Annotated in this window: 24 protein-coding genes; 8 read left to right on the forward strand and 16 right to left on the reverse strand. The window is 31.1% G+C overall.

Going from position 1 to position 22,830, the window contains the following annotated elements; genetic code table 11:
• Nucleotides 1-62 precede the first annotated feature (62 nt).
• A complete protein-coding gene (locus AC2I98_RS09040) occupies nucleotides 63-473 on the forward strand; it encodes an RDD family protein (protein WP_486411373.1) in 411 nt (136 codons plus the stop codon).
• Between the two features lie 17 nt (nucleotides 474-490).
• Here AC2I98_RS09040 and AC2I98_RS09045 read toward each other — a convergent pair whose 3' ends face one another.
• Nucleotides 491-859, reverse strand: a complete 369-nt coding sequence (locus tag AC2I98_RS09045; protein ID WP_486411374.1) for a MerR family transcriptional regulator — start codon at nucleotides 857-859, stop codon at nucleotides 491-493.
• A gap of 9 nt (nucleotides 860-868) precedes the next feature.
• On the reverse strand, nucleotides 869-1,819 hold the full coding sequence (locus AC2I98_RS09050) for a peptidoglycan DD-metalloendopeptidase family protein (protein WP_486411375.1): 951 nt from the start codon (nucleotides 1,817-1,819) through the stop codon (nucleotides 869-871).
• Between the two features lie 99 nt (nucleotides 1,820-1,918).
• Between AC2I98_RS09050 and alaS the strand changes: the two genes are divergently transcribed.
• From alaS to AC2I98_RS09065, 3 genes are all read left to right on the forward strand, one after another.
• A complete protein-coding gene (gene alaS, locus AC2I98_RS09055; protein WP_486411376.1) occupies nucleotides 1,919-4,528 on the forward strand; it encodes an alanine--tRNA ligase in 2,610 nt (869 codons plus the stop codon).
• Between the two features lie 101 nt (nucleotides 4,529-4,629).
• Nucleotides 4,630-5,541 carry a DMT family transporter gene (locus tag AC2I98_RS09060; protein ID WP_486411377.1) on the forward strand — a complete coding sequence of 304 codons (912 nt, stop codon included), beginning with the start codon at nucleotides 4,630-4,632 and terminating at the stop codon, nucleotides 5,539-5,541.
• 57 nt (nucleotides 5,542-5,598) lie between these two features.
• Nucleotides 5,599-6,036 (forward strand): DUF805 domain-containing protein, encoded by a 438-nt coding sequence (locus tag AC2I98_RS09065; RefSeq protein WP_486411378.1) that lies wholly within the window; start codon nucleotides 5,599-5,601, stop codon nucleotides 6,034-6,036.
• A 30-nt stretch (nucleotides 6,037-6,066) separates the two neighbouring features.
• Here AC2I98_RS09065 and AC2I98_RS09070 read toward each other — a convergent pair whose 3' ends face one another.
• The 3 genes from AC2I98_RS09070 to AC2I98_RS09080 all read right to left on the reverse strand — a co-directional run bounded on the left by AC2I98_RS09070 (nucleotide 6,067) and on the right by AC2I98_RS09080 (nucleotide 9,750).
• Nucleotides 6,067-8,073: a flavohemoglobin expression-modulating QEGLA motif protein gene (locus AC2I98_RS09070; RefSeq protein WP_486411379.1), complete on the reverse strand. Its 2,007-nt coding sequence runs from the start codon at nucleotides 8,071-8,073 to the stop codon at nucleotides 6,067-6,069.
• A complete protein-coding gene (gene gshB / locus AC2I98_RS09075; RefSeq protein ID WP_486411380.1) occupies nucleotides 8,070-9,050 on the reverse strand; it encodes a glutathione synthase in 981 nt (326 codons plus the stop codon). Before gshB ends, AC2I98_RS09070 begins: the two co-directional genes overlap by 4 nt.
• Before the next feature lie 184 nt (nucleotides 9,051-9,234).
• On the reverse strand, nucleotides 9,235-9,750 hold the full coding sequence (locus tag AC2I98_RS09080) for a TlpA family protein disulfide reductase (protein ID WP_486411381.1): 516 nt from the start codon (nucleotides 9,748-9,750) through the stop codon (nucleotides 9,235-9,237).
• Nucleotides 9,751-9,862: 112 nt separating this feature from the next.
• On the opposite strand from AC2I98_RS09080, the gene pth reads away from it, so the two are divergent.
• From pth to AC2I98_RS09095, 3 genes are read left to right on the forward strand one after another with little or no spacing between them, the layout of a single operon-like run.
• The gene (pth, locus tag AC2I98_RS09085) at nucleotides 9,863-10,429 is read left to right on the forward strand and encodes an aminoacyl-tRNA hydrolase (protein WP_486411382.1); all 567 of its coding nucleotides are present in this window, start codon (nucleotides 9,863-9,865) and stop codon (nucleotides 10,427-10,429) included.
• Complete coding sequence (locus AC2I98_RS09090; RefSeq protein WP_486411383.1) at nucleotides 10,419-10,832, forward strand: rhodanese-like domain-containing protein; 414 nt, start codon at nucleotides 10,419-10,421, stop codon at nucleotides 10,830-10,832. Before pth ends, AC2I98_RS09090 begins: the two co-directional genes overlap by 11 nt.
• Nucleotides 10,832-11,062, forward strand: coding sequence for a DUF3820 family protein (locus AC2I98_RS09095; RefSeq protein ID WP_486411384.1), 231 nt, complete (start codon nucleotides 10,832-10,834; stop codon nucleotides 11,060-11,062). Before AC2I98_RS09090 ends, AC2I98_RS09095 begins: the two co-directional genes overlap by 1 nt.
• On the opposite strand, the gene AC2I98_RS09100 is transcribed toward AC2I98_RS09095, so the two are convergent.
• From AC2I98_RS09100 to AC2I98_RS09125, 6 genes are all read right to left on the reverse strand, one after another.
• A complete protein-coding gene (locus AC2I98_RS09100) occupies nucleotides 11,050-11,499 on the reverse strand; it encodes a GNAT family N-acetyltransferase (RefSeq protein ID WP_486411385.1) in 450 nt (149 codons plus the stop codon). The genes AC2I98_RS09095 and AC2I98_RS09100 overlap by 13 nt on opposite strands.
• The gene (locus tag AC2I98_RS09105) at nucleotides 11,496-11,849 is read right to left on the reverse strand and encodes a hypothetical protein (RefSeq protein WP_486411386.1); all 354 of its coding nucleotides are present in this window, start codon (nucleotides 11,847-11,849) and stop codon (nucleotides 11,496-11,498) included. Before AC2I98_RS09105 ends, AC2I98_RS09100 begins: the two co-directional genes overlap by 4 nt.
• Nucleotides 11,850-11,894: 45 nt before the next feature.
• The gene (nadD, locus tag AC2I98_RS09110) at nucleotides 11,895-12,461 is read right to left on the reverse strand and encodes a nicotinate (nicotinamide) nucleotide adenylyltransferase (RefSeq protein ID WP_486411387.1); all 567 of its coding nucleotides are present in this window, start codon (nucleotides 12,459-12,461) and stop codon (nucleotides 11,895-11,897) included.
• Between the two features lie 76 nt (nucleotides 12,462-12,537).
• The gene (locus AC2I98_RS09115) at nucleotides 12,538-13,122 is read right to left on the reverse strand and encodes a Maf family nucleotide pyrophosphatase (protein ID WP_486411388.1); all 585 of its coding nucleotides are present in this window, start codon (nucleotides 13,120-13,122) and stop codon (nucleotides 12,538-12,540) included.
• Between the two features lie 11 nt (nucleotides 13,123-13,133).
• Nucleotides 13,134-13,658, reverse strand: a complete 525-nt coding sequence (locus tag AC2I98_RS09120) for a KdsC family phosphatase (RefSeq protein WP_114998734.1) — start codon at nucleotides 13,656-13,658, stop codon at nucleotides 13,134-13,136.
• Nucleotides 13,655-14,419, reverse strand: coding sequence for a Rossmann-like and DUF2520 domain-containing protein (locus AC2I98_RS09125; protein ID WP_486411389.1), 765 nt, complete (start codon nucleotides 14,417-14,419; stop codon nucleotides 13,655-13,657). The genes AC2I98_RS09120 and AC2I98_RS09125 overlap by 4 nt, the downstream gene beginning before the upstream one ends.
• Before the next feature lie 191 nt (nucleotides 14,420-14,610).
• Here AC2I98_RS09125 and AC2I98_RS09130 point away from each other — a divergent pair, with 191 nt between their 5' ends.
• On the forward strand, nucleotides 14,611-16,992 hold the full coding sequence (locus AC2I98_RS09130) for a TonB-dependent receptor (protein WP_486411390.1): 2,382 nt from the start codon (nucleotides 14,611-14,613) through the stop codon (nucleotides 16,990-16,992).
• Nucleotides 16,993-17,086: 94 nt separating this feature from the next.
• On the opposite strand, the gene AC2I98_RS09135 is transcribed toward AC2I98_RS09130, so the two are convergent.
• The 5 genes from AC2I98_RS09135 to AC2I98_RS09155 form a co-directional block, all read right to left on the reverse strand.
• Nucleotides 17,087-18,256: a dicarboxylate/amino acid:cation symporter gene (locus AC2I98_RS09135; RefSeq protein ID WP_486411391.1), complete on the reverse strand. Its 1,170-nt coding sequence runs from the start codon at nucleotides 18,254-18,256 to the stop codon at nucleotides 17,087-17,089.
• Nucleotides 18,257-18,371: 115 nt separating this feature from the next.
• The gene (locus AC2I98_RS09140; RefSeq protein WP_486411392.1) at nucleotides 18,372-20,222 is read right to left on the reverse strand and encodes an amino acid ABC transporter substrate-binding protein; all 1,851 of its coding nucleotides are present in this window, start codon (nucleotides 20,220-20,222) and stop codon (nucleotides 18,372-18,374) included.
• A gap of 41 nt (nucleotides 20,223-20,263) precedes the next feature.
• Complete coding sequence (gene bshC, locus AC2I98_RS09145; RefSeq protein WP_486411393.1) at nucleotides 20,264-21,862, reverse strand: bacillithiol biosynthesis cysteine-adding enzyme BshC; 1,599 nt, start codon at nucleotides 21,860-21,862, stop codon at nucleotides 20,264-20,266.
• Complete coding sequence (locus AC2I98_RS09150; RefSeq protein ID WP_486411394.1) at nucleotides 21,863-22,447, reverse strand: glycerophosphodiester phosphodiesterase; 585 nt, start codon at nucleotides 22,445-22,447, stop codon at nucleotides 21,863-21,865.
• Complete coding sequence (locus AC2I98_RS09155; protein WP_486411395.1) at nucleotides 22,448-22,789, reverse strand: glycerophosphodiester phosphodiesterase family protein; 342 nt, start codon at nucleotides 22,787-22,789, stop codon at nucleotides 22,448-22,450. It abuts the gene before it with no gap.
• Nucleotides 22,790-22,830: the final 41 nt, after the last annotated feature.

The following is a 22,830-nucleotide window of genomic DNA, read 5'->3' on the forward strand; positions in this document are numbered from 1 at the left end:
ACGAAATCTTAGGCGAATAATATTCTTAATATAAGTTAAGAATAAAACTCTATATTTAGTTTATGAAACACGAAAAATACATTATAAGAAGGATTATTGCTGCATTAATAGATTACACACTTATTATTATCATCACATATTTTTATTTAAAAAATTTTGGTGAATTGAATCACGAAGGAGCTTATTCTGTTAGTGGATTAAAAACGTTACCAATTATCTTTATTTGGTTCGTTTATTTTTGTGTTTTTGAAACAGTTTTAAATGCAACTTTAGGAAATTTAATTGTTGGATTGAAACCTATTGATATAAATACTCAAAAAAATGTAACAATTAAACAATCTTTTCTGAGACATTTAGTTGATCCAATTGACATGATGTTTTTTGGAATAATTGGAATTATTTTGATTAATAACTCTGAAACGAATCAAAGATTGGGCGATATTTTAGCAAAAACTAAGGTTGTAAAAAAGTAAATTAGAAAAAGATGAACTTAATTCAGTTCATCTTTTTCTAAAATTTCTTCCGATTCAAAACTCATTTTAAGTTTGATGAGTTCGTCTTTTATATTTTCTAATCGCTTCACAACATCTATTTCGTCCGCTGTTGTCGCAATTCCTTTTTTACCTATCGCTTGCTTAGCACCATCTAACGTATATCCTTTTATTTTGACCAAATAATAGATATTCTTAAAACAATCAATATCATTTTTGGTAAATAATCGATTTCCTTTTGCATTTTTTTTGGGTTGAATTATTTCGAATTCTTTTTCCCAAAAACGAATCAACGATGCGTTTACATCAAAGGCTTTGGCAACTTCGCCAATCGAATAATATAGTTTATCAGGCAGGTCTACGTTCATTATCAGCGTTTAATCCAAAGATAATGACAATTTTTTAGAGTTTTGATAAATTTTAATGAAATCGTCTGGATCTACATCATTGTAGAAATACATAATCGGATCAACTGGTTCTCCATTCTTATGAATTTCGTAATGTAAATGCGCTCCTGTAGACAAACCTGTCGAACCAACATAACCAATTACATCTCCACGTTTCACTTTTTGTCCACTACGAACTTTTGCGCGAGACATGTGTGCGTACAAACTTTCGTAACCATTTCCATGTTTCAAGACAACCATATTTCCGTAACCCGAATTAAATTCTGAAACTTTTACAGAACCATCTCCAGTTGCATAAATTGGCGTTCCTGTGCTCGCTGCAAAATCTAAACCTTTGTGCATTTTATTTACTTTAAGAATAGGATGAAAACGTGAACCATAACCAGAAGCTAAACGATTCACATATTTATCTGCAACAGGTTTTAGAACTGGCATAGAAGATAAATTAGCATCTTTTACACCTGCCGAACGAAATACTTCGTCCAACGATTTAGATTCAGCTTCGATTTTATCGATTAACTTTTCGATATCTTCTGCCGTATAATTATCAATTTCTTTGTTTACAGAATCGATATTTTCATTGACACGCATATCATAAATTGTACGATAAATATTGCGATCTTTTTCTTCGATTTCTGTCAAAGCTTCTTCAACTTCTTTAAATTTTTTATGTAATTCTTGATTTTCATTTTCCATTCTTTCCAACTCAGCTAATAATTTGCTTTTGTCATCATTGAATTTTCCTGCTCTCGACGCAAATTCAGAGTCATTAAAATGATATCCTATCATTCCAGCAGATATTGTCGATAGACATAAAAATAGTAAAACGTATAATGCTGTTTTAGGAGTTTTTTGCGCTCTTTTCTTCACCCAACTCATCAAAAATTTCGCAGAATTATACTTATAGTTTTTATTTTCCATTACTTAACCAACCTTTTATTATCTTTGTAAAACGTTTGCAAAGTAACGAATATTGTATGAGCAAACATGTTAATCAAATGATAAAAATAATTTAATTAAATGAAATCCAAAGATATAAGAAAAGAATTTCTGCATTTTTTTGAAACAAAAGGGCACTTAATTGTAGACTCTGCACCGATTGTTTTGAAAGATGATCCGACATTAATGTTCAATAATTCGGGTATGGCACAATTCAAAGAATTCTTTTTAGGAAATGGAACTCCAAAAAGTAATCGTATCGCGGATACACAAAAATGTCTTCGTGTTTCTGGTAAACATAATGATTTGGATGATGTAGGAAAAGATACTTACCACCACACGATGTTCGAAATGTTAGGAAACTGGTCTTTTGGCGATTATTTCAAAAAAGAAGCAATTGCTTGGGCATGGGAATTACTAACAGAGAAATACGGTATTTCTAAAGATCAAATTTATGTAACAGTTTTTGAAGGTGATAAAGGTGACGGAACATCATTAGATGAAGAAGCGTTAGAACTTTGGAAACAACATATTGCAGAAGATAGAATTCTTTACGGAAATAAAAAAGATAATTTCTGGGAAATGGGAGATATCGGACCATGTGGACCATGTTCTGAAATCCATGTCGATATTCGTCCAGAAGCAGATCGTTTAGCTGTTGACGGAAAATCACTGGTTAATATGGATCACCCACAAGTTATTGAAATCTGGAACTTGGTATTTATGCAATATCAACGTAAAGCAGATGGTTCTTTAGAATCTTTACCAGCGCGCCACATTGATACAGGTATGGGATTTGAGCGTTTGGCAATGGTTTTACAAGGAAAATCATCTAACTATGATACAGATGTTTTTCAACCACTAATTCAAAAGTTAGAAGAAATTTCTGGTGTAAAATATGGAACAGCTGAAAAAACTGATATTGCAATTCGTGTAATTGTAGACCACTTACGTGCAGTTTCTTTTGCAATTGCAGACGGACAATTACCATCAAACACAGGAGCTGGATATGTAATTCGTCGTATTTTACGTCGTGCAATCTCTTATGGTTACCGTTTCTTAGGATTGAAAGAACCTTTTATTTATCAATTATATCCAATCTTGAAAGCTGAAATGGGTGATTTCTTCCCAGAATTAGTGAAACAAGAAACAATTGTAACTGGCGTTATTCGTGAAGAAGAAGCATCTTTCTTAAGAACAATTGAACAGGGATTAAACAGATTAAATCAAATCATCGAACAATTAGGAGATTCTAAAATTGTTCCTGGTGATGTTGTTTTCGAATTATATGACACATTTGGTTTCCCTGCAGATTTATCAAGAATTGTAGCCGAAGATCACGGATTTACAATTGACGAAGCTGGTTTTGAAGCTGAAATGGCGAAACAAAAAGAACGTTCGAAAAAAGCAACTGCTTTGGTGACGGATGACTGGGTTATTTTAGATGATAAAGGAAACGAAATTTCTATCGCTTATGATAATACAGAATCTGAAGTAAAAATTACACGTTACAGAAAAGTAAAAAATAAAAAAGGAGAATTTTTTCAATTGGTATTCAACCAAACGCCATTCTATGCAGAATCTGGAGGACAAATTGGTGATACAGGATCTATTTCTACTTTGAATGAAACGATTGAAATTGTTGACACAAAAAAAGAAAACAACTTAGTCATTCATTTCGTTGAAACTTTACCAGAAAATGTAAATGCAGTTTTCAATGCTAAAGTTGACACAGAAAAACGTGCAGAAACAACTAAAAATCACTCTGCAACACACTTAATGCATGAAGCTTTACGCGAGGTTTTAGGAACTCACGTAGAACAAAAAGGTTCTTATGTTGGGGATGATTATTTACGTTTTGACTTTTCTCATTTCTCTAAAATGACGGATGAAGAATTGGCTATTGTTGAGCAAAAAGTAAACGATAAAATTGCAGAAGCTTTACCATTAATCGAAAAAAGAGATTGTGATATCAACGAAGCAATTGCAGATGGCGCTATGGCTTTATTTGGTGAAAAATATGGTGATAAAGTTCGTGTAATTCGTTTCGGTTCTTCTATCGAGTTATGTGGTGGTACGCATGTAAAAAATACTGCTGATATTCGTTTGTTCAGAATTTTATCTGAATCTTCTACAGCTGCTGGTATTCGTCGTATCGAAGCAATTACATCGAACAAAGCAATCGAAGCGTACAAAGATGCTGAGAAAAATTATAACGATGTTTTAGCTGCTCTAAAAACGAAAAATGATGCGGTAAAAGCGGTTCAACATTTATTAGATGAAAATGCTGAATTGAAAAAACAATTAGAATCATTTGTTGCGCAACAAGCTGCTGCTGAAAAAGCAACATGGAAAGCTGCTGTACAAAATATCAACGGTGTTAATTTCTTAGCTGTAAAAACAAATTTAGATACAAATGCAGCAAAACAAAATGCAATTGATTTGACAAAAGAAATCGAAAATGCATTTATTGTTGTTGGTACAAATGATGCTGTAAAACCATCTATCACAATTTCTATAGCGAAGAACCTTGTTGAAGAAAAAGGATATAACGCAGGACAAATTGTAAAAGAAATCGCGAAGCATATCAATGGCGGCGGAGGTGGACAACCTTTTTTAGCTACTGCAAGTGGTAAAGAGGTTTCTGGATTAGATGCAGCTCTTAAACAAGCTGAAGATTTTATAAAATAATCTTTTAAGAAAAATAAACTCAAAAAGCGCCTTGAATTCAAGGCGCTTTTTCTATTTTTATATCTATCAGTTTCAATTATCTATTTTAAAACACTTTTATCTTGAAAGACATCAAATTAATGATTGCCATTTTAGCTGTTGCCATTATTTGGGGAACAACATTCTTAGGAATTCGCGTTGCTGTAGAAACCATTCCGGGTTGGTTTGTCGCTGGAATTCGTCAATTTTTAGCTGGAATAATTGTCTTAATGATTCTACTTTACAAAAAAGAATTAAGATGGATTGGTTGGAAAAATTTGGGAATTCAAATCATTTTATCTTCATTAATGTTAATTGCAGCAAATGGTTTAACTACTGTTGCAGAAGAAACAATTAGTAGTAGTTTAGCTTCTCTGATTAGTGCAAGTACACCAATATTAATATTTATCGGAAGTACATTAATAGGTCTACAAAAGTTTAGTTTTAAAGGTTTATTAGGAATTTTAATGTGCTTTTCTGGTATTCTTTTCATTTTTTGGGACGGTTTACAAGAACTTGCAAATCCTGCTTATCGAAATGGAATAATTCTTTTATTTTGTGCCATTTCTGGTTGGGCAATCGGAACTATTTTTACCAAAAAATTAAATAAAAAAGCGAGTAATATTACACTAAATTTGTTTTATCAATTCATATTTGCCGGAATTATTCAAATTGGTTTTGCTTTTGTGTTTAGCGAAAATTATAATTTCGAGAATTGGACATTCAAAAGTATTTCTGCTACGTTTTATTTAGCCATTTTTGGTTCTGTATTAGCTTTCTTTTCGTTTCATTACGCATTAACAAAAATTAGCCCAATTCAGGTTTCTATTTTATCTTACATTAATACCATTATTGCAATTATACTTGGTTGGCTAATTCTAGATGAAGAAATTTCTACAAAATTTATTGTTGCAACTTTTCTAATTATCATTGGTGTTTTTATTACTAATTACAACCCTGAAATGTTTAAAACTAAACGTTTAAATACTAATTAAAATTTGTGGAGTAAATATTTTCTTAATATTTTTCTACAAAAATTAATCACCTTACTTATGTTTTATTGGTTCAAAAAAGTAGTTATCGAGAACTATGCAAATTTCACTGGAAGAGCTCGTAGAAGTGAATTTTGGTATTTCTCACTTGTTAAATTAATCATTCCGATAATTCTATTAATTCCTTGTATAATATTAACAATTGTTTTTCGAAATAATACATTTGCTCCTGCATTTATGGTAGCATTTCTTATTTTTTTCGTTCTTTTCGAAGTTCTTCTAATCATACCTACCCTTGCTGTAAGCGCAAGACGTTTGCATGATATTGGCTATAGTGGCTGGATGCAGTTGATCTCATTAATACCCGGAGGAGGAATAGTTTTATTAGTTTTCTTTTTAATGGATACACAGCCTATGGATAACCAATGGGGACCAAATCCTAAAGCTATAAAAAACATAATTGATGAAATTGGCACAAAACAAATCAATAGATATTAAACAAAAAAGCGAGATAAATCTCGCTTTTTTTTAGTCTTTTATTCCGTTAAAAATATATTGTAATATCGGATTTATTTCAGGATTTTCAAGATGTTTCTTGAAAATCTTAGTATAATATTTTGGCTTATTAATCATTTTACGTTCAACTAATTCATCAATCGTGTCAATGTATTCTACAGAGGTTTTACCGATTAATAAATTATCTAAAGAACGTCCTTGATCTATATAGTTTAAAATCGTTTTCAATCCTTTCAGATAAAGCGCATCTTTCGTAAATCCACCACCGCGATAAACACGAGTTGTTAAGTAAAAAGCATCTTCTGGTTGCATTTTGTACTCTTCCATCAACGTCATAAATGTTTCGTTGAATGATTTTCCATTTGTCAACATATGAACTGCCATTACGCGTAAACCAAGTTCTCTTAATCGGCTATGATTAATAGAGTCAGAATAATACTCGCTTAAAATTGCTAAACCTTCTTGCGTTAATGTATTTACAGGTAAACCAATACTAAATATTTTTAATGGTTGATCTAACGAGTTCATTGTTGTAACCATATGTACACCAATTTCGTGTTCAATCAAACCATTTGTAAAACGTTTGTCAAACTTAACACCGCGTTTAATAACAACTTTTTTCTTACTATTAATTACAAGTGCTTTCGAAGCAATATCATCCGAAACTTCGATATCAAATTTAAATCCGTAATCATTTGTGGCATTTCTAAACAAATTAACTACTTCTTCTTCAGTGTAATTACCTTGTTTATCCATTCTAAATTCAGGACAATAAAGGATAAAATTCGCGTTTTCGATATCTTTTTTAGAAGGTTCTCCAAAATAACGTAACGAGTTGTACAAAAACTTGTCGGTACCAAGATTCGCCAACAAATCTACCTTATCAAAATAAGCATTTATGGTATCAACATACATATTTTGAATGCTGATATCATTAATTTTTTCAACTTTAATATTGGATAGTTTTCGTTTAAATTCGAAAGGATCAATATTTAATGGATTGTACTTAAATTGAGGCTCGTACGTATATTTAGATGCTAAGAATTTCTTCTTTTCAAATTCTAAATTTATAGGGTTGATGACACTTAACAACTCAAAATTCTGAACCAATTGATACAATTGTTTATCAATTTTTACTAAATCAGATTCTAATTCGTTGTGCAAAATATTGACTTGTTTAGAACCTACTTTGTACGTTGTTTCTGTCTTTACAAATTCGTATGCATGGTTTAGAATCGCCGATTTGAAACCTTCTTTTATTTGATTGATAATCTCTGGAAATGATTCTCCTGTAAGCTCATCACAATAAATTTTAGAGACTTCTGTCGCTAAAACCAATGTGTTTTTGAAACGATTCGTAACGAATTCTAATAAATAACCACGCCCATAAAACACATCGTTTATTGCTGAATAATTATGAATATTTTCTAACTCAATATTTGCTAATTCATCACGCCAACCTTCAACATATTTTCCGTAACGCTCATTATCTACACGCTCTGCACCAATATTGAATACAGGAACGGGACGATCCCAACGTTTCCAGTTGTATGAGTGAATATCATAAACCAAACATGACTTGAATTTAGATTCAAGTTTATTGATCAAAGCTTCTAAAACTTCATAAAAAGCATGATGTTTTGCAATACTTTTTTGTTTTTGAGAAACAGACAAAGGTTCTTTCCAAACTTGTTTTCCCCAAGCTTCTTCGTACACAGCAGTTTCAGGACCACGATTTAGATCGTATTCAAATCGAGAATCACAACCTTGAATCAAGATTGGAAAAGTTTCTACAAACTCTGCTGTATGTGGATCTTCTTCGTACCAACGCTCATAATTACTCAATAAACATTTTTCGCGTACATCATCACGCATTTGACCACCATCGTGAATGGCAGCACACACGTAAGGTATGTATTCGTCAATTTTTATTTTGAATGAGTCGTCTTCTGCATAAGCTTCAAATACAATTTCGTTCTCAATATTATCTAAAATTTGCTGTATACTTAAGGATTTCATGCTTTAAATTCTTTATATTTCTCCAATAACATCGATACAATTTGTTTCTGAATCTCTTTGTTATTGTTTACATTATTGTGAGGAACGATTCCTCCAGGACTTACGACATTTAGCTCAACCATTTTTCCGTTAATCAAATCGATTCCGCAAAAATAAATTCCATCTTCATTTAGTTGTTTTCCTATTTTACGGCACAATTCTAACTCATGTTCACTCATGTTATGTCTAATCGCAGAACCACCAGCCGAAATATTAGAACGGTGATCGCCTTCTGCAGGAACACGCATAATTGCACCAATAGGTTCTCCATTAATCACAATGGCACGAACATCACCTTTTTCTGCACCTTCTATATAGTTTTGACAAATAATAGGCTGAGAATTTCCGGTGTGATTGATATAAAAATCGCAAATCGAGCTTAAGTTACCAATATTTTTTCGTTCGAAAAGTATAACGCCTTTACCTCCCATTCCATCTAATGGTTTGATAATAAATTTTTCGAAATTATTTTCCTCTACAAAAGATTTAATCAAATCGATGTCTTTTGTAATAAGCGTTTGAGGTACAATTGTTTCTTGACCATCATCAAAAGAAGCGGCGTATATTTTATTGTTTGCTTTACGTAATCCAGAAATTTTATTCACGAAGAATACTTTATCTTCGATCAATTCTAACATGTTTAATAATAGCGGATCAATTGGTGGATCGGCTCTCATAAAAATCATATCAAATTCTGTCAACTCTTTTACACTACTTTCAAACTTCATTGTGTGGTAAAATTCCACACAATCATCTGTTTCAGTTGTGATCATTTTTTTGCAGTTCCCTACAACTTTGCCCTTGGCAATAGAGATATCTTTTTTTGTTAAATAGGATACTTCAAAACCACGGTCTACGCATTCTTTAATAATTCGCATAGTGGTGTCTTTTCCTGGTTCAACCTTGTCCCAAGGATACATTACGAAGCATATTTTCATATAAATAAAAAGGGTATTAAAATCAATGCAATAATAACTAAAAGTTTAATACAAAAAATAGTCTACAAAAAAATATATCATATTTGTTTCGATTCTATCTAAAATAGTGATTTTAAGCAATTAATAAATAAAAAGGGTGATTGATTTTTCAATTTCAATCACCCTTGGGTTGGTAAACTATAAACTATTTATTTCTTAAACGATCAATTGTTTCCTGAACTTTTGGATCATCAGCTTTTACACTATAGTAATCTGCAATTTTTCCATTTTGGTCAAGAACCAAATATCTCGGTATCCAATTTAAATCAATCCCTGTGCCAAAATTGCCTTTCCAATTGTTTCCTAAGTAAAAGTGTTGACCCTCAATTTGATATTTTTCAATCCCATTTTTCCAAGCTTCCTCCGACTTGTCCATTGAAAGGTAAACAAACGTTACATCAGGATTTTTTTCGTGCAAAGTTTTCAACGCTGGGATGTTTTTGACACAATCTCCACACCAAGTTGCCCATAAATCCAACAACACAATTTTTCCTTTATAGTTAGAAAAAACTTTTTCGATGGTTGCCGAATTTCCTTCTAAATCAACTACGCTATCTTGCAAAGCTGCCGCGGGAAATTCAGTTTTCATCACCGACGGAATTTTTTGCGAAAACGCATTAATTCCTACAAATAATATTAAAACGCTAATTATTTTCTTCATGATAAATTTTTATCGATTTCATGTATTTTCAAAATCTATACCAATTCAGTAGACTTTAGGGCAAAGTTAAATATTTATTTCGAATCATTGCAAAAAGGTGTAATTTTGTTTCATGCAAAAATATCTGATTATTGGACTAGGAAATATTGGAGCTCAATACGAAAATACTCGTCATAACATAGGTTTCAAGGTTGTAGAAGAAGTTGCTAAAAAAGTTGATGCTAAATTCTCTCCATCAAATTTTGGTGAAATCGCTCAATTCAAATACAAAGCACGTCCTGTTACTTTATTAAAACCAAACACTTACATGAATTTAAGTGGAGATGCTGTTCGTTTTTGGATGAAAAAGGAAAATATTTCATTAGAAAATATATTTGTCATCACAGATGATTTGAATTTACCTTTCGGAACAATTCGTATGCGTGGAAAAGGTAGCGATGGCGGACACAATGGTTTGAAAGATATTCAGAACAAAGTTGGTGGTCAAAATTATGCACGATTACGCTTTGGTGTAGGAAACGAATTCTCGGAAGGTAGACAAGTAGATTATGTCTTAGGAGATTGGTCCGCAGAAGAAAATGAAAAAATGAGTGAACGATTAAATGTAGCTGCAGATTCAGTTTTGTCGTTTATTTTTCAAGGTTTAACAAATACAATGAATCAATATAATGGTAAATAAAATTTTAGGAATCGTAATGATTGCAGGAACACTATTTTTAGGTTCTTGTGCAAGCCATTCAAGTATTTCTCAAGAAAAGGAAGCAAAAGTAGAAGAAACACTTTCTACATTAGACAATGTTTCGGATGTTAATTTGAAAAACAAAAAGAATGTTTTATTAGATGTCCGTACTCCAGAGGAATTTGCAGCAGGTCATGTTCCTGGAGCAATTAACATTGATGTAAAGAACGAAAATTTTACGCAAGAAATAGAAAAATTAGATCCAAAGAAAAATTATTATATCTACTGTAAATCTGGCGTTCGTGCTAAATTAGCAACAGAAAAAATGCAAGAAAAAGGGTTCAAAAATGCGAAGAATTTCAAAGATGGAATGTCTACGTATAAAGGAACTGTAGCAAAATAATGGAAGGATTTCGTCCCGAAATATTAAAAGAAATTGTCACAACAAAAATGCCTTTCGGTAAATACCAAGGGCGTTTGTTGTGCGATTTGCCTGTTTCTTATCTGGAATGGTTTGTTGGTAAAGGTGGTTTTCCGAAAGGAAAATTAGGAACTCTTTTATCCACTGTTTATGAAATAAAACTAAACGGATTAGAAGATATTATCTACGAATTGAAACGTCAATTTGGTTGAGTTTCCCATTCATAAAAATTTGCATCATCGCGCAATTGAAATCCAGCACTTGGATATAATGAATTTCCAATATCATTCGTAACACTTGTTTCTAATAACATTGCACAAGAATCTGTTTTGCGACACAGATTTTTTGCCTCTTCTATCAATTCTCTTGAAAAACCTTGTCCGCGAAATTCTGGTGAAACATATAAATCATTTAAAATCCAAAAACGTTTCATTCGAGTTGATGAAAATAATGGATACAATTGTACAAAACCAATTGCTTTTTCATTTTCGTCGAAAGCTAAATAAATTACAGATTCATTATTAGCAATTCGTTCTAATAAAAATTCTTTTGCACCATCTATGTCACTTACTTTATCATAAAATTGGCGATAAGCATCGAATAATGGTGCTAAAATTTGTAAATCATTAATAGTAGCTTGTTTTGTCATGATTCATTGATTAAATATTCTTTTTTGTTGTATTGATCTATAAAATACAATTGATTACTTCTTAATTCCATTTCCCAAGAAACAGATTTTATATTTTCGATAATTATTTGATATTCATAATTAATTAAATTAATAGAAATGAGATTTGTATTAGGATTTAATGTAGAATTCCATTCTTGTAAATAAAGTTTATAATTATATTTATAAAACCAATCACCAAAGATTTTATTATTAAATTCTTTAATTTCTGGATTTGATTTCAATATTAAGAAAACGGGACCAAATCTTATTTCACCTTCTAGTTTACTTTTAATTTCTAAAGAATCATATTTTAAAAAGTTTAACCACATAATAAAATTATCGCATCTCCAAATTAACCAATTAACTCATTAATCTTATCCATACAAATTACTTCCATCCAAATACTCCCAAACTTTATTAGGTAACATTGGTTTGATGTTTTTTCCTTCTTTTATCGCAGATCGAATAAAGGTTGAAGAAATTTCCATCAAAGGAGCCTCGACCATTTCTACATTGTCAAAATTTTCTTCTTGCGAATAACCAGGACGTGGATAAACATAGATTTGATAATCGCGCATTAAAATCTCAGCATTTTTCCATTTCGAAATTCCATCTAAATTATCAGAACCCATAATTAAAGCAAAATCATGCTCAGGAAATTTTTCGTTGAGATGAATTAACGTATCAATAGTATACGAAGGTTTTGGTAACGTAAATTCGATATTAGATGCACGAAGATTAGGATAATCTTTTATTGCTAATTCTACCATTTCTAATCGGTCATATTCATTTGCCAATGAACTCTTTTTCTTTAACGGATTTTGAGGCGAAACAACAAACCAAACCTGATCCAAATCTGTGAATTGTTGAAAATGATTTGCAATAATTAAATGTCCGACATGAATAGGATTGAATGATCCAAAATATAAACCGATCTTCATAAAATTGATTTTTTAGAAAAACAAAAATACGATAATTGTAGAATAAAAAAATCCAGCTTCGGCTGGATTGAGTTTATTAAAACTTCACTAATTCTTTATATAGCTTGTGTGTAGGAAGTCCCATTACGTTGAAATAACTTCCATTCATATTATCTACACCAATGTAACCAATCCATTCTTGTACGCCGTAAGCGCCCGCTTTATCAAAAGGTTTATAATTATCGATGTAAAAATAAATTTCTTCATCTGTTAAATCTGCAAAAGCTACTTGCGTTTCGTCTGAAAACGTAACTTCTTTTTCTGTAGAACGAATCGTAACCGAAGTAAAAACTGAATGAATTTTTCCGCTTAATTTTTTAATCATTTCATAGGCTTCTTCTCTAGTCGAAGCTTTTTCTAACGATTCATCATCTACCCAAACAGTCGTATCCGATGTAATAATTAAATCATTTGGTTGAATAGCAGTGTAAGCTTGTGCTTTTTTTGCAGAAAGATATTCTGTGATTTGTTCTTTTTTGAATTCGTTACGATCAAATGTTTCGTCGATATCTAATGAAATTGTCGAAAATTGTAATCCTAATCCTGCTAAAAGTTCTTTTCTTCTTGGCGATTGTGATGCCAAAATGATATTGGTATCTTTAAATTTTTCTGTTAATAACATTGTAAATTCTTTTATACCGAAGCAATTTCTTCTGCATTATACCATTTGTTTTGAACTTTTAAGATTTGTTCCAATAAATCGCGAACACAACCTTTTCCACCATTTTCTGGCGAAATATATTCCGAAGCTTTACGCACATCCATGCAAGCATCGTTTGGACAAGCTGATAATCCTACTAAATTCATCACAGCTAAATCTGGATAATCATCGCCCATATAAGCAATTTCATCGGGATCTAAACCATAAGAAAAAAGTAAATCTTCGAAAGCTTCAACTTTATCACGTTTATTCACGTAGATATCTGTTAAACCTAAATATTTTAAACGATTCACCACAGCTTCATCTCTTCCGCCTGTAATTACTGCAATTCGTATTCCTTGTTTGATAGCTAATTGCATTGCATAACCATCGCGTGTATTCATAGTTCTCACCATTTCTCCAGTTGGTAATAAAATTAAATTTCCATCTGTCAAAACTCCATCTACATCTAAAATAACAGTTTTAATGTTATTTAGTTTCTCTTTATAACTTATCATTTTTCGTAAACTCGCTTGATTGAATCTGTCAATATTTGGTAAATTTGTAATAATCTCGAATCGTCTTGTAAAGCTTCTAAATGGCGATCAATAATCACTTGATCTCCACGTTTTGCTGGCCCAGTTTGTGCATCTTTCGGACTCATTTCGATTACTTTATTTGATGTTTCTTGTATAAGAGGTAATAAAACATCGAACGGAACATTATTTTGCTCGCAAATATTTCCTGCGATATAATATAAATGATTGACAAAATTATTCGCCCAAACACCAGTCATATGCACTTGCATTCTACTTGCAAAATTTAGTTCATGAACCTCATTCGAAATTCGATTACCTAAATCATTTAGTATTTTTAAATCTTCAGCATTTTCAGCTTCGATAAAAAATGGAATATTGTCGTAACGCATTGTTCTTTCTTTCGAAAAAGTTTGCAATGGATAAAAAACACCTTTGCGATAATCTCCTTTCAAAACCGACATTAGTGAAGAACCAGAAGTATGCACCACCAACACATCATCATATGGAATATAATGCGAAAATTCTTCTATTCCAGAATCTGCACTTGCAATAATATATATATCTGCTTTTTCAATTTCAGAAATTCTATCGGTGTACGAAATTCTATTTGCTTCACCAATTTCTTTGGCATGCTCTAATGTTCTATTGAATATTTGTCGAACATTACACGTATTCTCGATTAATGCTCGCGTTAAATGAAATGCAACATTCCCTGCACCTAATATGACAATTGAACTCAATGTTTTAGCAATTTTATTGGTTAGTATTAAATGAATGATAAAAGTAAGTTTTTCAGTCGAGGAAATAAAATTTTAAAAAAAATTTAAAATACTTGTAACATTTTTTAAACACTTGCGTCTAATTAAGAAAATGTACGAACTATTGTAACTATGTATTATGTAAAACATAGTACTATTAAAATATATTAACTATGAGATTAAATAAAATTACTTTAGCTATTCTTTTCTCCGTATGCTCTATTTACGGTTTTTCGCAAGAACATCATCCTGTGAAAGGAAAGATTGAAAACACTAAGAACGAAGCCGTTTCTATGGCTGCAATTCAAATTTATAAAGCAGATTCAAAAGAATTATTCGATGAAGTTTATGCAAATGAAGATGGGTCTTTCGAGATTCCTGATTTAGAAGATGGAAATTATCGCTTAGTCATTACAGAATTTGGCTATCAACAATCTGTTACAACTGCAGAAGTAAAAGGTGGTGAATTAAATCTTGGAAATATCATTTTACAAACAGAAAAAACTGAAACTGTAGAATTAAAAGGAGCATTTGTACGTGCTCAAACTTCACAGTATCGTAATGAAATAGATAAACGCGTAGTTGAAGTAGGGAATGATTTAGTTTCTGCAGGATCTGATGCTGCATCAGTACTTAATAATATTCCGTCTGTTAATGTAGATCAACAAACAGGTGCTTTATCATTGAGAGGTAACGAAAATGTCAAAGTTTTTGTAGATGGTAAACCTTCATCTCAATCGGCAGCACAATTATTAAAACAAATTCCTTCTAATCAAATCCAACGAATTGAAATTATTACAAATCCTTCAGCAAAATATGAAGCAGACGGAAATTCTGGAATCATCAATATTGTTTTAGTAAAAGGAACTAAAAAAGGTTATAACATTGGGTTGATAGCAGGTTATGAACAAGGGAAAAAAAGCCGTTTCAACACATCGTTGAATACAAATATTAATGTAGGAAAGTTCAACTTATTTGGAAATATTAATTACGCTGATCGTCCATCAAAACAAAATGGCATTGGTCGTAATTATGATGACAAAATTGATCAATTATTCGATATTCAAAATACAAAAAATAGAAACTTATCATATAAAGCAGGTTTTGATTGGTTTATCAATGACAAAAATGCTTTAACGATTTATACAAATCAATGGGATGGTAATCATGCTGCTTTTATTAATACAAATGTTTTAAAAACTAATTTTAATAAATTAAATACAAATGATATTTGGTCAGATTCAAGAAGTTCTGATTATAGTTTAAACTATAAATTAGATTTTAATAAAAAAGATCACAATCTTGTTTTAGACGCTTTTTATTCGATAAACAAAGAGGATGATGATAGAGATTATACGAATACATTTCCTAAAGACGAATTTTACCAAGAATTCCGTTACGATAAAACACAAACAACTCGTGTTAATTTAGATTATACAAATCAAATTGAGAATGCTGGAAAATTAGAAGCTGGTGTACAATATCGTAAAGAATCAAATGATAATGATATGAATTCTACTAAAGAAATGACAAATCCACTTAATGGAAATATATTCAATCCGTCGGTAGATTTTCAGTTCGATCGTTCGTTTTATTCTGCTTACACAAATTACAAACAAAAGTTTAATAAGTTTGGTGCTCAAGTTGGATTACGTTTAGAGCGCGTTGAAGACAATGCAGATTGGTTTTATTCTCCAAATGAAGCAGGAACTTTGAAAAAAGATTATACCGATTTATTCCCTTCTGCTTTTTTAACATATGATTTGACAGAAAAAGCACAATTATCGCTGAATTACAGTAGAAGAATTAATCGTCCAGGAATTTATCAATTAACTCCCGTTCCGCAATATTCGACTGCATTAATGTCAAGTGAAGGAAATCCTAATCTTCGTCCCGAATATACAGATTCTTATGAAATTGGTTATTTAAAACAATTAACAAAAGGTTCTATTTCTGCGAATTTATTTTACAGAAGTGTAAAAGATAATATTATCCAATCGTTCAAAAAAGATGAAGATATTGAATCAGCAATCATTCAATACAATTTAAACTATGACAAAGTAAATAAATTTGGAGTTGAAGCAAGTTGGAATTATAAACTAGCGAAATGGATGAATGTCTATTTAGCAGGAGACTTCACTTCTTCTGAAATGCAAAATGACCACAAGAAAATTACTGCAAATGTATTTTCTGCTCGTATGAATAATACGTATAATTTATCTAAAAAATTAAGTTTACAACAATTTGGATTCTTTAGAGGTAGAACTAAATTTTTACAAGGAGAAATGCTTGAAATGTGGCGTATGGACTTAGGTTTACGTTATACATTTATGGAAGGAAAAGCATCTATATCAGCTCGTGTTAATGATGTATTCAAAACGATGCGTGCAAGAGTTCATATGGATGACCCGTATAATGGATATGCAAACTTCAATTGGGAATCTCAAACCGCTTACTTAGGATTTACTTACAATTTTGGAGGAAAAGTTAAATCTAGAGCCGAAGCTCAACAGAATAAAACTGAGCAAAATGGTGGAGGAATTGGTTTACAATAAAAATAATAATCTTCATTTATTTAAATACACTTAAAACTAAAAAGAGTTCCAAAATAATTTTGGAACTCTTTTTTATTTGATTAAAATTTTATTTTTATTGAACTTCTTTTTTAAATAATTTATTTAATGTCACAGCAATAGCGCCATCTCCAGTCACATTACCTGCAGTACCAAAACTATCCATTGCAATATACAAAGCAATCATCAAAGCTTGATTTTCTGCATTAAATCCTAACATCGAAGCGATAATACCAATTGCAGCCATAATTGCACCACCAGGAACTCCAGGCGCCGCAACCATTGCAATACCAAGCATCATCATAAATCCTAAAAATTGAACAAAATCAATTTCCATTCCTTGAATTAACATTAACGCTAAACAACAGCATACAATTTTTAACATCGAGCCTGATAAGTGAATTGTTGCACATAATGGAACAGCAAAATTTGCAATTTCTTCACGAACACCAATTTTTCTTACTTGTGCGATTGTAACAGGAATAGTTGCTGCAGAAGATTGTGTACCCAAAGCTGTAAAATATGCTGGTAACATTAGCTTCAGCATTTTGAAAGGATTTTTCTTTGCTACAGTTCCTGCAATTACAAACTGAATTACTAATAAAAGTACATGAAGGATAAAAATAACACCAATAATTTTTAAGAAAACATTCATAATCGTTACAACTTGACCTGAATATGACATGTTCAAGAAAATTCCAAAAATGAAAATTGGTAATAATGGAATAATTAAATTTTGGATTAAATAGGTAATAATTGCTTCAAAATCATCTGCAAATTTTCCAAAAGTTGAATCTTTTAATCGTGATAAGCCTATTCCAAAAAGAAATGAAAATACCAACGCTGGCATGACATCAAATAATGGTGGAAATTCTATTGAGAAATATGGTATAAATTCTTTTGCTTTTTCGGCTAAATTAATTTGTCCTGTTTGATGTTCTAATAAACCTGGAAACACAGACATACTCACAGAGTAGCCTAATAATCCAGAAAAAATAGTTGATCCGTAAGCAATCAAAACGGTTGTTAATAATAACTTTCCGGCTGTTTGTCCTAATCTTCCTATCGATGGAACGATTAATCCAACAATAATTAATGGAATTAAAAAGTTAAGTAATTCGCTAAAAAAATCATTGAATGTCATAAAAATACGACCAATAGCTTCTGGTATTATTCCGCCTAGTGCAATTCCAAGTACAATGGCAAGAATAACTTTTACGAGTAAATTGTCTTTAAGTTTGTGCATATCCAAATTTAGAAAAAATCCGTTCAATTCGAAGTTTTAATTCAAAATCTTGAGAAAAAGAAAAGCGATACTCGTTTTGAATATCGCTTTTTAATATGATTTTTTATAACTAAAATTATTTTTTAGGTAAACGTACAATTCGGCTTGCATCGTTTGTGTAAGCTTTACTTCCGCTTATTTTTTTGTAGGCAAATTTAGACGCTAAACGAGTATTTTCTGTTGTAATATTATTTGTAACATCTCCTTTGTTATTCATTCTATCTACAATATCATACGTTACATCATATCCTAATTGTTCGTAACGTGTCGGAAATTCACAATAAACATCTTTAAAGTCTTTGATAACACTTTGAACTTCTGTATCTCTCGTATTCATTAATCGTGCTGTACTAAACACAAAACCAAATTCACGGAAAGCATCAATATTTTTTGCATTATCTGGATTATAAACATCATAAACGGAAACAGATTTTATTCCGTATGCTTTGATATTATCCTTATTAAATGTTTTTAATTTTTCTAAATATTGCTTTCCTAAATTATCATCATCTCCAACCAAAACAGTAATAATTGGCGTATAATAATCTTCTCCATTTACTTTATCGTGCGGTTGTACAATTTTAGCAGCATTGTCAACAATTACAACATTTGCTTTTAACTGCTTTTCCAATTGCTTTTTTGTATAACTTGCTAACTCTTGATCGTCGCGATTTGTCAATAAATAAACTTGTTCTCCAGCGAAGTTTTTCCCTATTTCTTCAATAATTTGATCGGCAATCACTTCATCTTTTGGATTAGAAATCAACAAATCATTAAAAGAATTTAACGAATCGTCATTTGCATATGGAGAAATTACTGCAATACCAGAATTGCTAAAGAAATTTGCAACTTCTGTTACATCAGAAGTATTCAAAGGTCCAATAACTGCATCTGTTTTACTAAAATCTGTTGTCGATAAAATATCTTGTAGATTTCCACTTTTCGTATCAATAACTTTTACATTAACATTTTTACCTTTTTTTGCTAAACGTGTTAATGCCAATTTAGCTCCAGTAAAAAATTGCATCGCTTGTGAATTTTTCAGTTGTGGATTATTCGCAACATCAAAAGGTAACATAATAGCAACATTAATTTCGTTATCGTTTGCACGTTTCAACTTTCCTGCAGTTCCGTATTTGATAATTTTTGCTCCTTTCTGCAAAGGAATTCTTAGCGTCATTCCAGCTTTTAATCCATTAATCAATTCAGGGTTTAAACGCAATAATTCATCTAAATTTGTGTTGTATTTTTCTAAAATTCCGTAAGCAGAATCTCCATTCTGAACAACATAATTTATCGTATTTTCTTCAATAACAGCCGAACCAGATTTTTTTGGAATCGTTACGACCATTCCTTCTTTTACACCAGTTTGTAAAGCAGGATTTTCTGCATAAAAATCGTCAACACTTACATTATATTGTTTGGCTAACGTGTACAACGTTTCTCCTTTTTTGATTAAATGAGTTCCTTTTGGAACAGAAAAAACTTTGTTATTTACCGCTTTCGGAAGTTTAATCACATCACCAATTTCTAATCCTCTTTCTTTGATTTGAGGATTTAAAGAATTCAATGTTTCTTCCGAAATTTTATATTTTTTTGTCAAATTATAAACCGTTTCTTTCGGTTCTATTGTGACATATTGATAATTATCGTCCGAAGTATTTGCGCTTTGTGTTGGCGTACTTGTTGTATTGGTTTCAGTTGGTTTGGTTGTCGTAGTTCCTTTTCCTGGAATCACAATCAAATCACCTGGATGAATCCCATTTTTTTCAATTTTAGGATTGGCTTTATACAATTCTTCTTGCGAAACACCATATTGTTTCGAAATTCCGTAAACGGTTTCTTTTGCTTGAACTGTATGCGTTTTTTGTTGAGCATAAAGTGCTGATGCACCAACAAATAACAATAAAGCTAATATTTTTTTCATTTAGATGAATTTTCGTTGTAAATATACAAATTATGTTTTGTTTAGAGTTCTTCCTTTAACGTATTTATGATAAACTCAAACTCGAAAGGTAGAAGACTATCTTCAATAAAATCAATGAAATACTGTACATTAATGTAATCAAAATCAGAAAAATTTTTCACGCGTTCTTGCAATCCATTTTGTTGAGAAAGATCATTCAATAATTGCTCAATTCTTTTCAATAAATCTTCGTTCTTTTTTACTTCTGCATGCACCAAACGTTGTTTAATTTTTTCAAAACCTTTCAATTGTTTTGTACGCTGCGCTTGTATCATATCCGAAAAAGAAGATTCTGTTAACGAACTCAAATGTTCTAATCGATCAAAAATACTTTTCAACTCATTTTCCAGTTCAGGAAGTTTTGGTGCTATTTCTGATGAATTAATCGCTCGTTTTTTTGTGATCGTTAAACTATTCGAAAATAAATCTTCGTTCGATAAATTTAATTTTTGTTGCTTTTCGTATTGTTTTTCAGTTCTTATTAGCAAAGAATTTCTCAAAACTAAAAGCGGAAAATCAATTTCAAATTCGTTAAACATTTCTTTCAATTGCAGCCAATAAGCCATTTCACCTCCGCCACCGACATAAGCAACATTTGGTAAAATTGTTTCTTGGTACAATGGTCTTAAAATCACATTTGGACTAAACTTGTCTGGATTTTGATGTAAATCGGCAATAATTTCTTCTTTCGAAAATTTGATTGAAGTGTTATTGACAAAATACGTTCCATTTTGTTCAACAATACGTTCTCGCGAATTATTTTGATCGATATAAAATAAATTTATTTCACGAGGATTCACTTGAATAGAATAACCCAATTGTTCTAATTTCTCATTCTGAGGAATTACTTTTTTGAATGATGTTGACTGAATTAATTCTTTCTCAAACGTCGGAATCATGATTTTTTTCAATTCTTTATCATCTCCATCAATCATCAACAATCCAAGTTCTTTGAACAATAAATGCACCAATTTTCTTGTTGCATCAGTCAAGTTTTCATTCGATAAATAAGACGCTTCAATCAAATGTTGTAATTCCGTTTTCTTTTTTCCGTTTGGTAAAAGTGTCAAAAAAGAATTGAAAACATCTTGCAAACCTTCTGTAGACAAACGCCCAACTGGCCCGCCAAAATCTTTTTCCCAATGAATAATGCGATCACCAAATTTGAAATGATTGATTTCCTCAAAATCATGATCTTCTGTCGCCATCCAAAATATCGGAACAAAATTGATTTCACTTTGTTCATTATTCAATTCCTCGCATGCTTTGATGACTTGCAAAATTTTATAAAAAAAGAAAATTGGACCAGTAAATAAATTTAATTGATGCCCAGTCGTAATCGTTACTGTATTCTTTTCTCTTAATTTTTGTAGATTTTTTTGTTGCTTTTCCGATAAATCTAAATGACTCAATTGTTTCGAAACTTGGTCAACAAGAATTGCTCTATTTTTATAATTTTCAAGCTTATTTTTCGCTTGTTTTATATAGTTTTCTTTGGTTGGAAATAGGTTGTAGAAGTCTTTCAAATGTTCTTCTTGATTGATATAATTTAGCATCAATTTTGAGAAATAATTTGAATCCTTAAGTGATATTGTTTCCATTTAATTTTTATTAATCGTTTGATGTACATCTATTGCTCTATCTGTAGCAAAAATATCTACACCATCTTTTTCTAAATCGCGATAAAGTTGCCCATTTCTTGCAGAAGCACTTTTATCTAAGTTTCCTAATGTACCAAAAATGACCAAAATATCTTTGTCATGAATTTTGTTTATAAATGACTTGTCATTGCGTCGAGTTCCTGTAAAAGCAACCATTTTGTCAGTCGGAATTCCACTGTTCATCATTTCATTAAATTCTCGTTCGTTTCGCATCGAAACAGATAATAGCATTTCTGGCGCAAGTTGATTCAACTTCTTCGCTTGTCCAACTGTATAAGTCACCAATACAACTCGTTTTTGCATGTTTGCTTGTTCTATTGTTGAAATAATATCACGATAATCAACACCTTTTTTGATGTCAACCATAAAATAAATTGGTTTATTTTTCCCCCAATTCAACGCATTTGCAAAAGTTGGTATTTTGTATGACGTTTGTTGTCCAAAATCATCTACCAAAAAGTATTCCTTAATCGTTTTTAAGTCGACTTGATTGACATCTTGTCGCCCAGTACTTGTTCGTTGCAACTAATTGTCGTGCATTAAAATTAATTGCTTGTCTTTTGTTTCAGCTACATCAATCTCAAAAATTCGTATTCCTTTTTGAAAAAGATATTCAAAAGTTTCAACACAATTTTCTGGAAAACTATGTATTCCACTTCCACCACGATGGGCACTAACAAAATTTTTGTTTTTGGTCGAATATTTGAAGGATATAACTTCGGATAAAGTATTTTGAGATGTTTCGGTTTGATTTTTATTCGGATTACAACTAAAAATAGCTAATGAACTAAGAATGAAAATTCCGAAATAAAATCGTTTAAAATAGTTGAAATCCATATTTTTAAATAAAAATTTAATTGAATTCATTCTACTATATTGAATGAAGCTGTAAATTTAAAGTGAAAATA

The sequence above is a fragment of the Empedobacter sp. EJD.6dd genome (assembly GCF_057369435.1).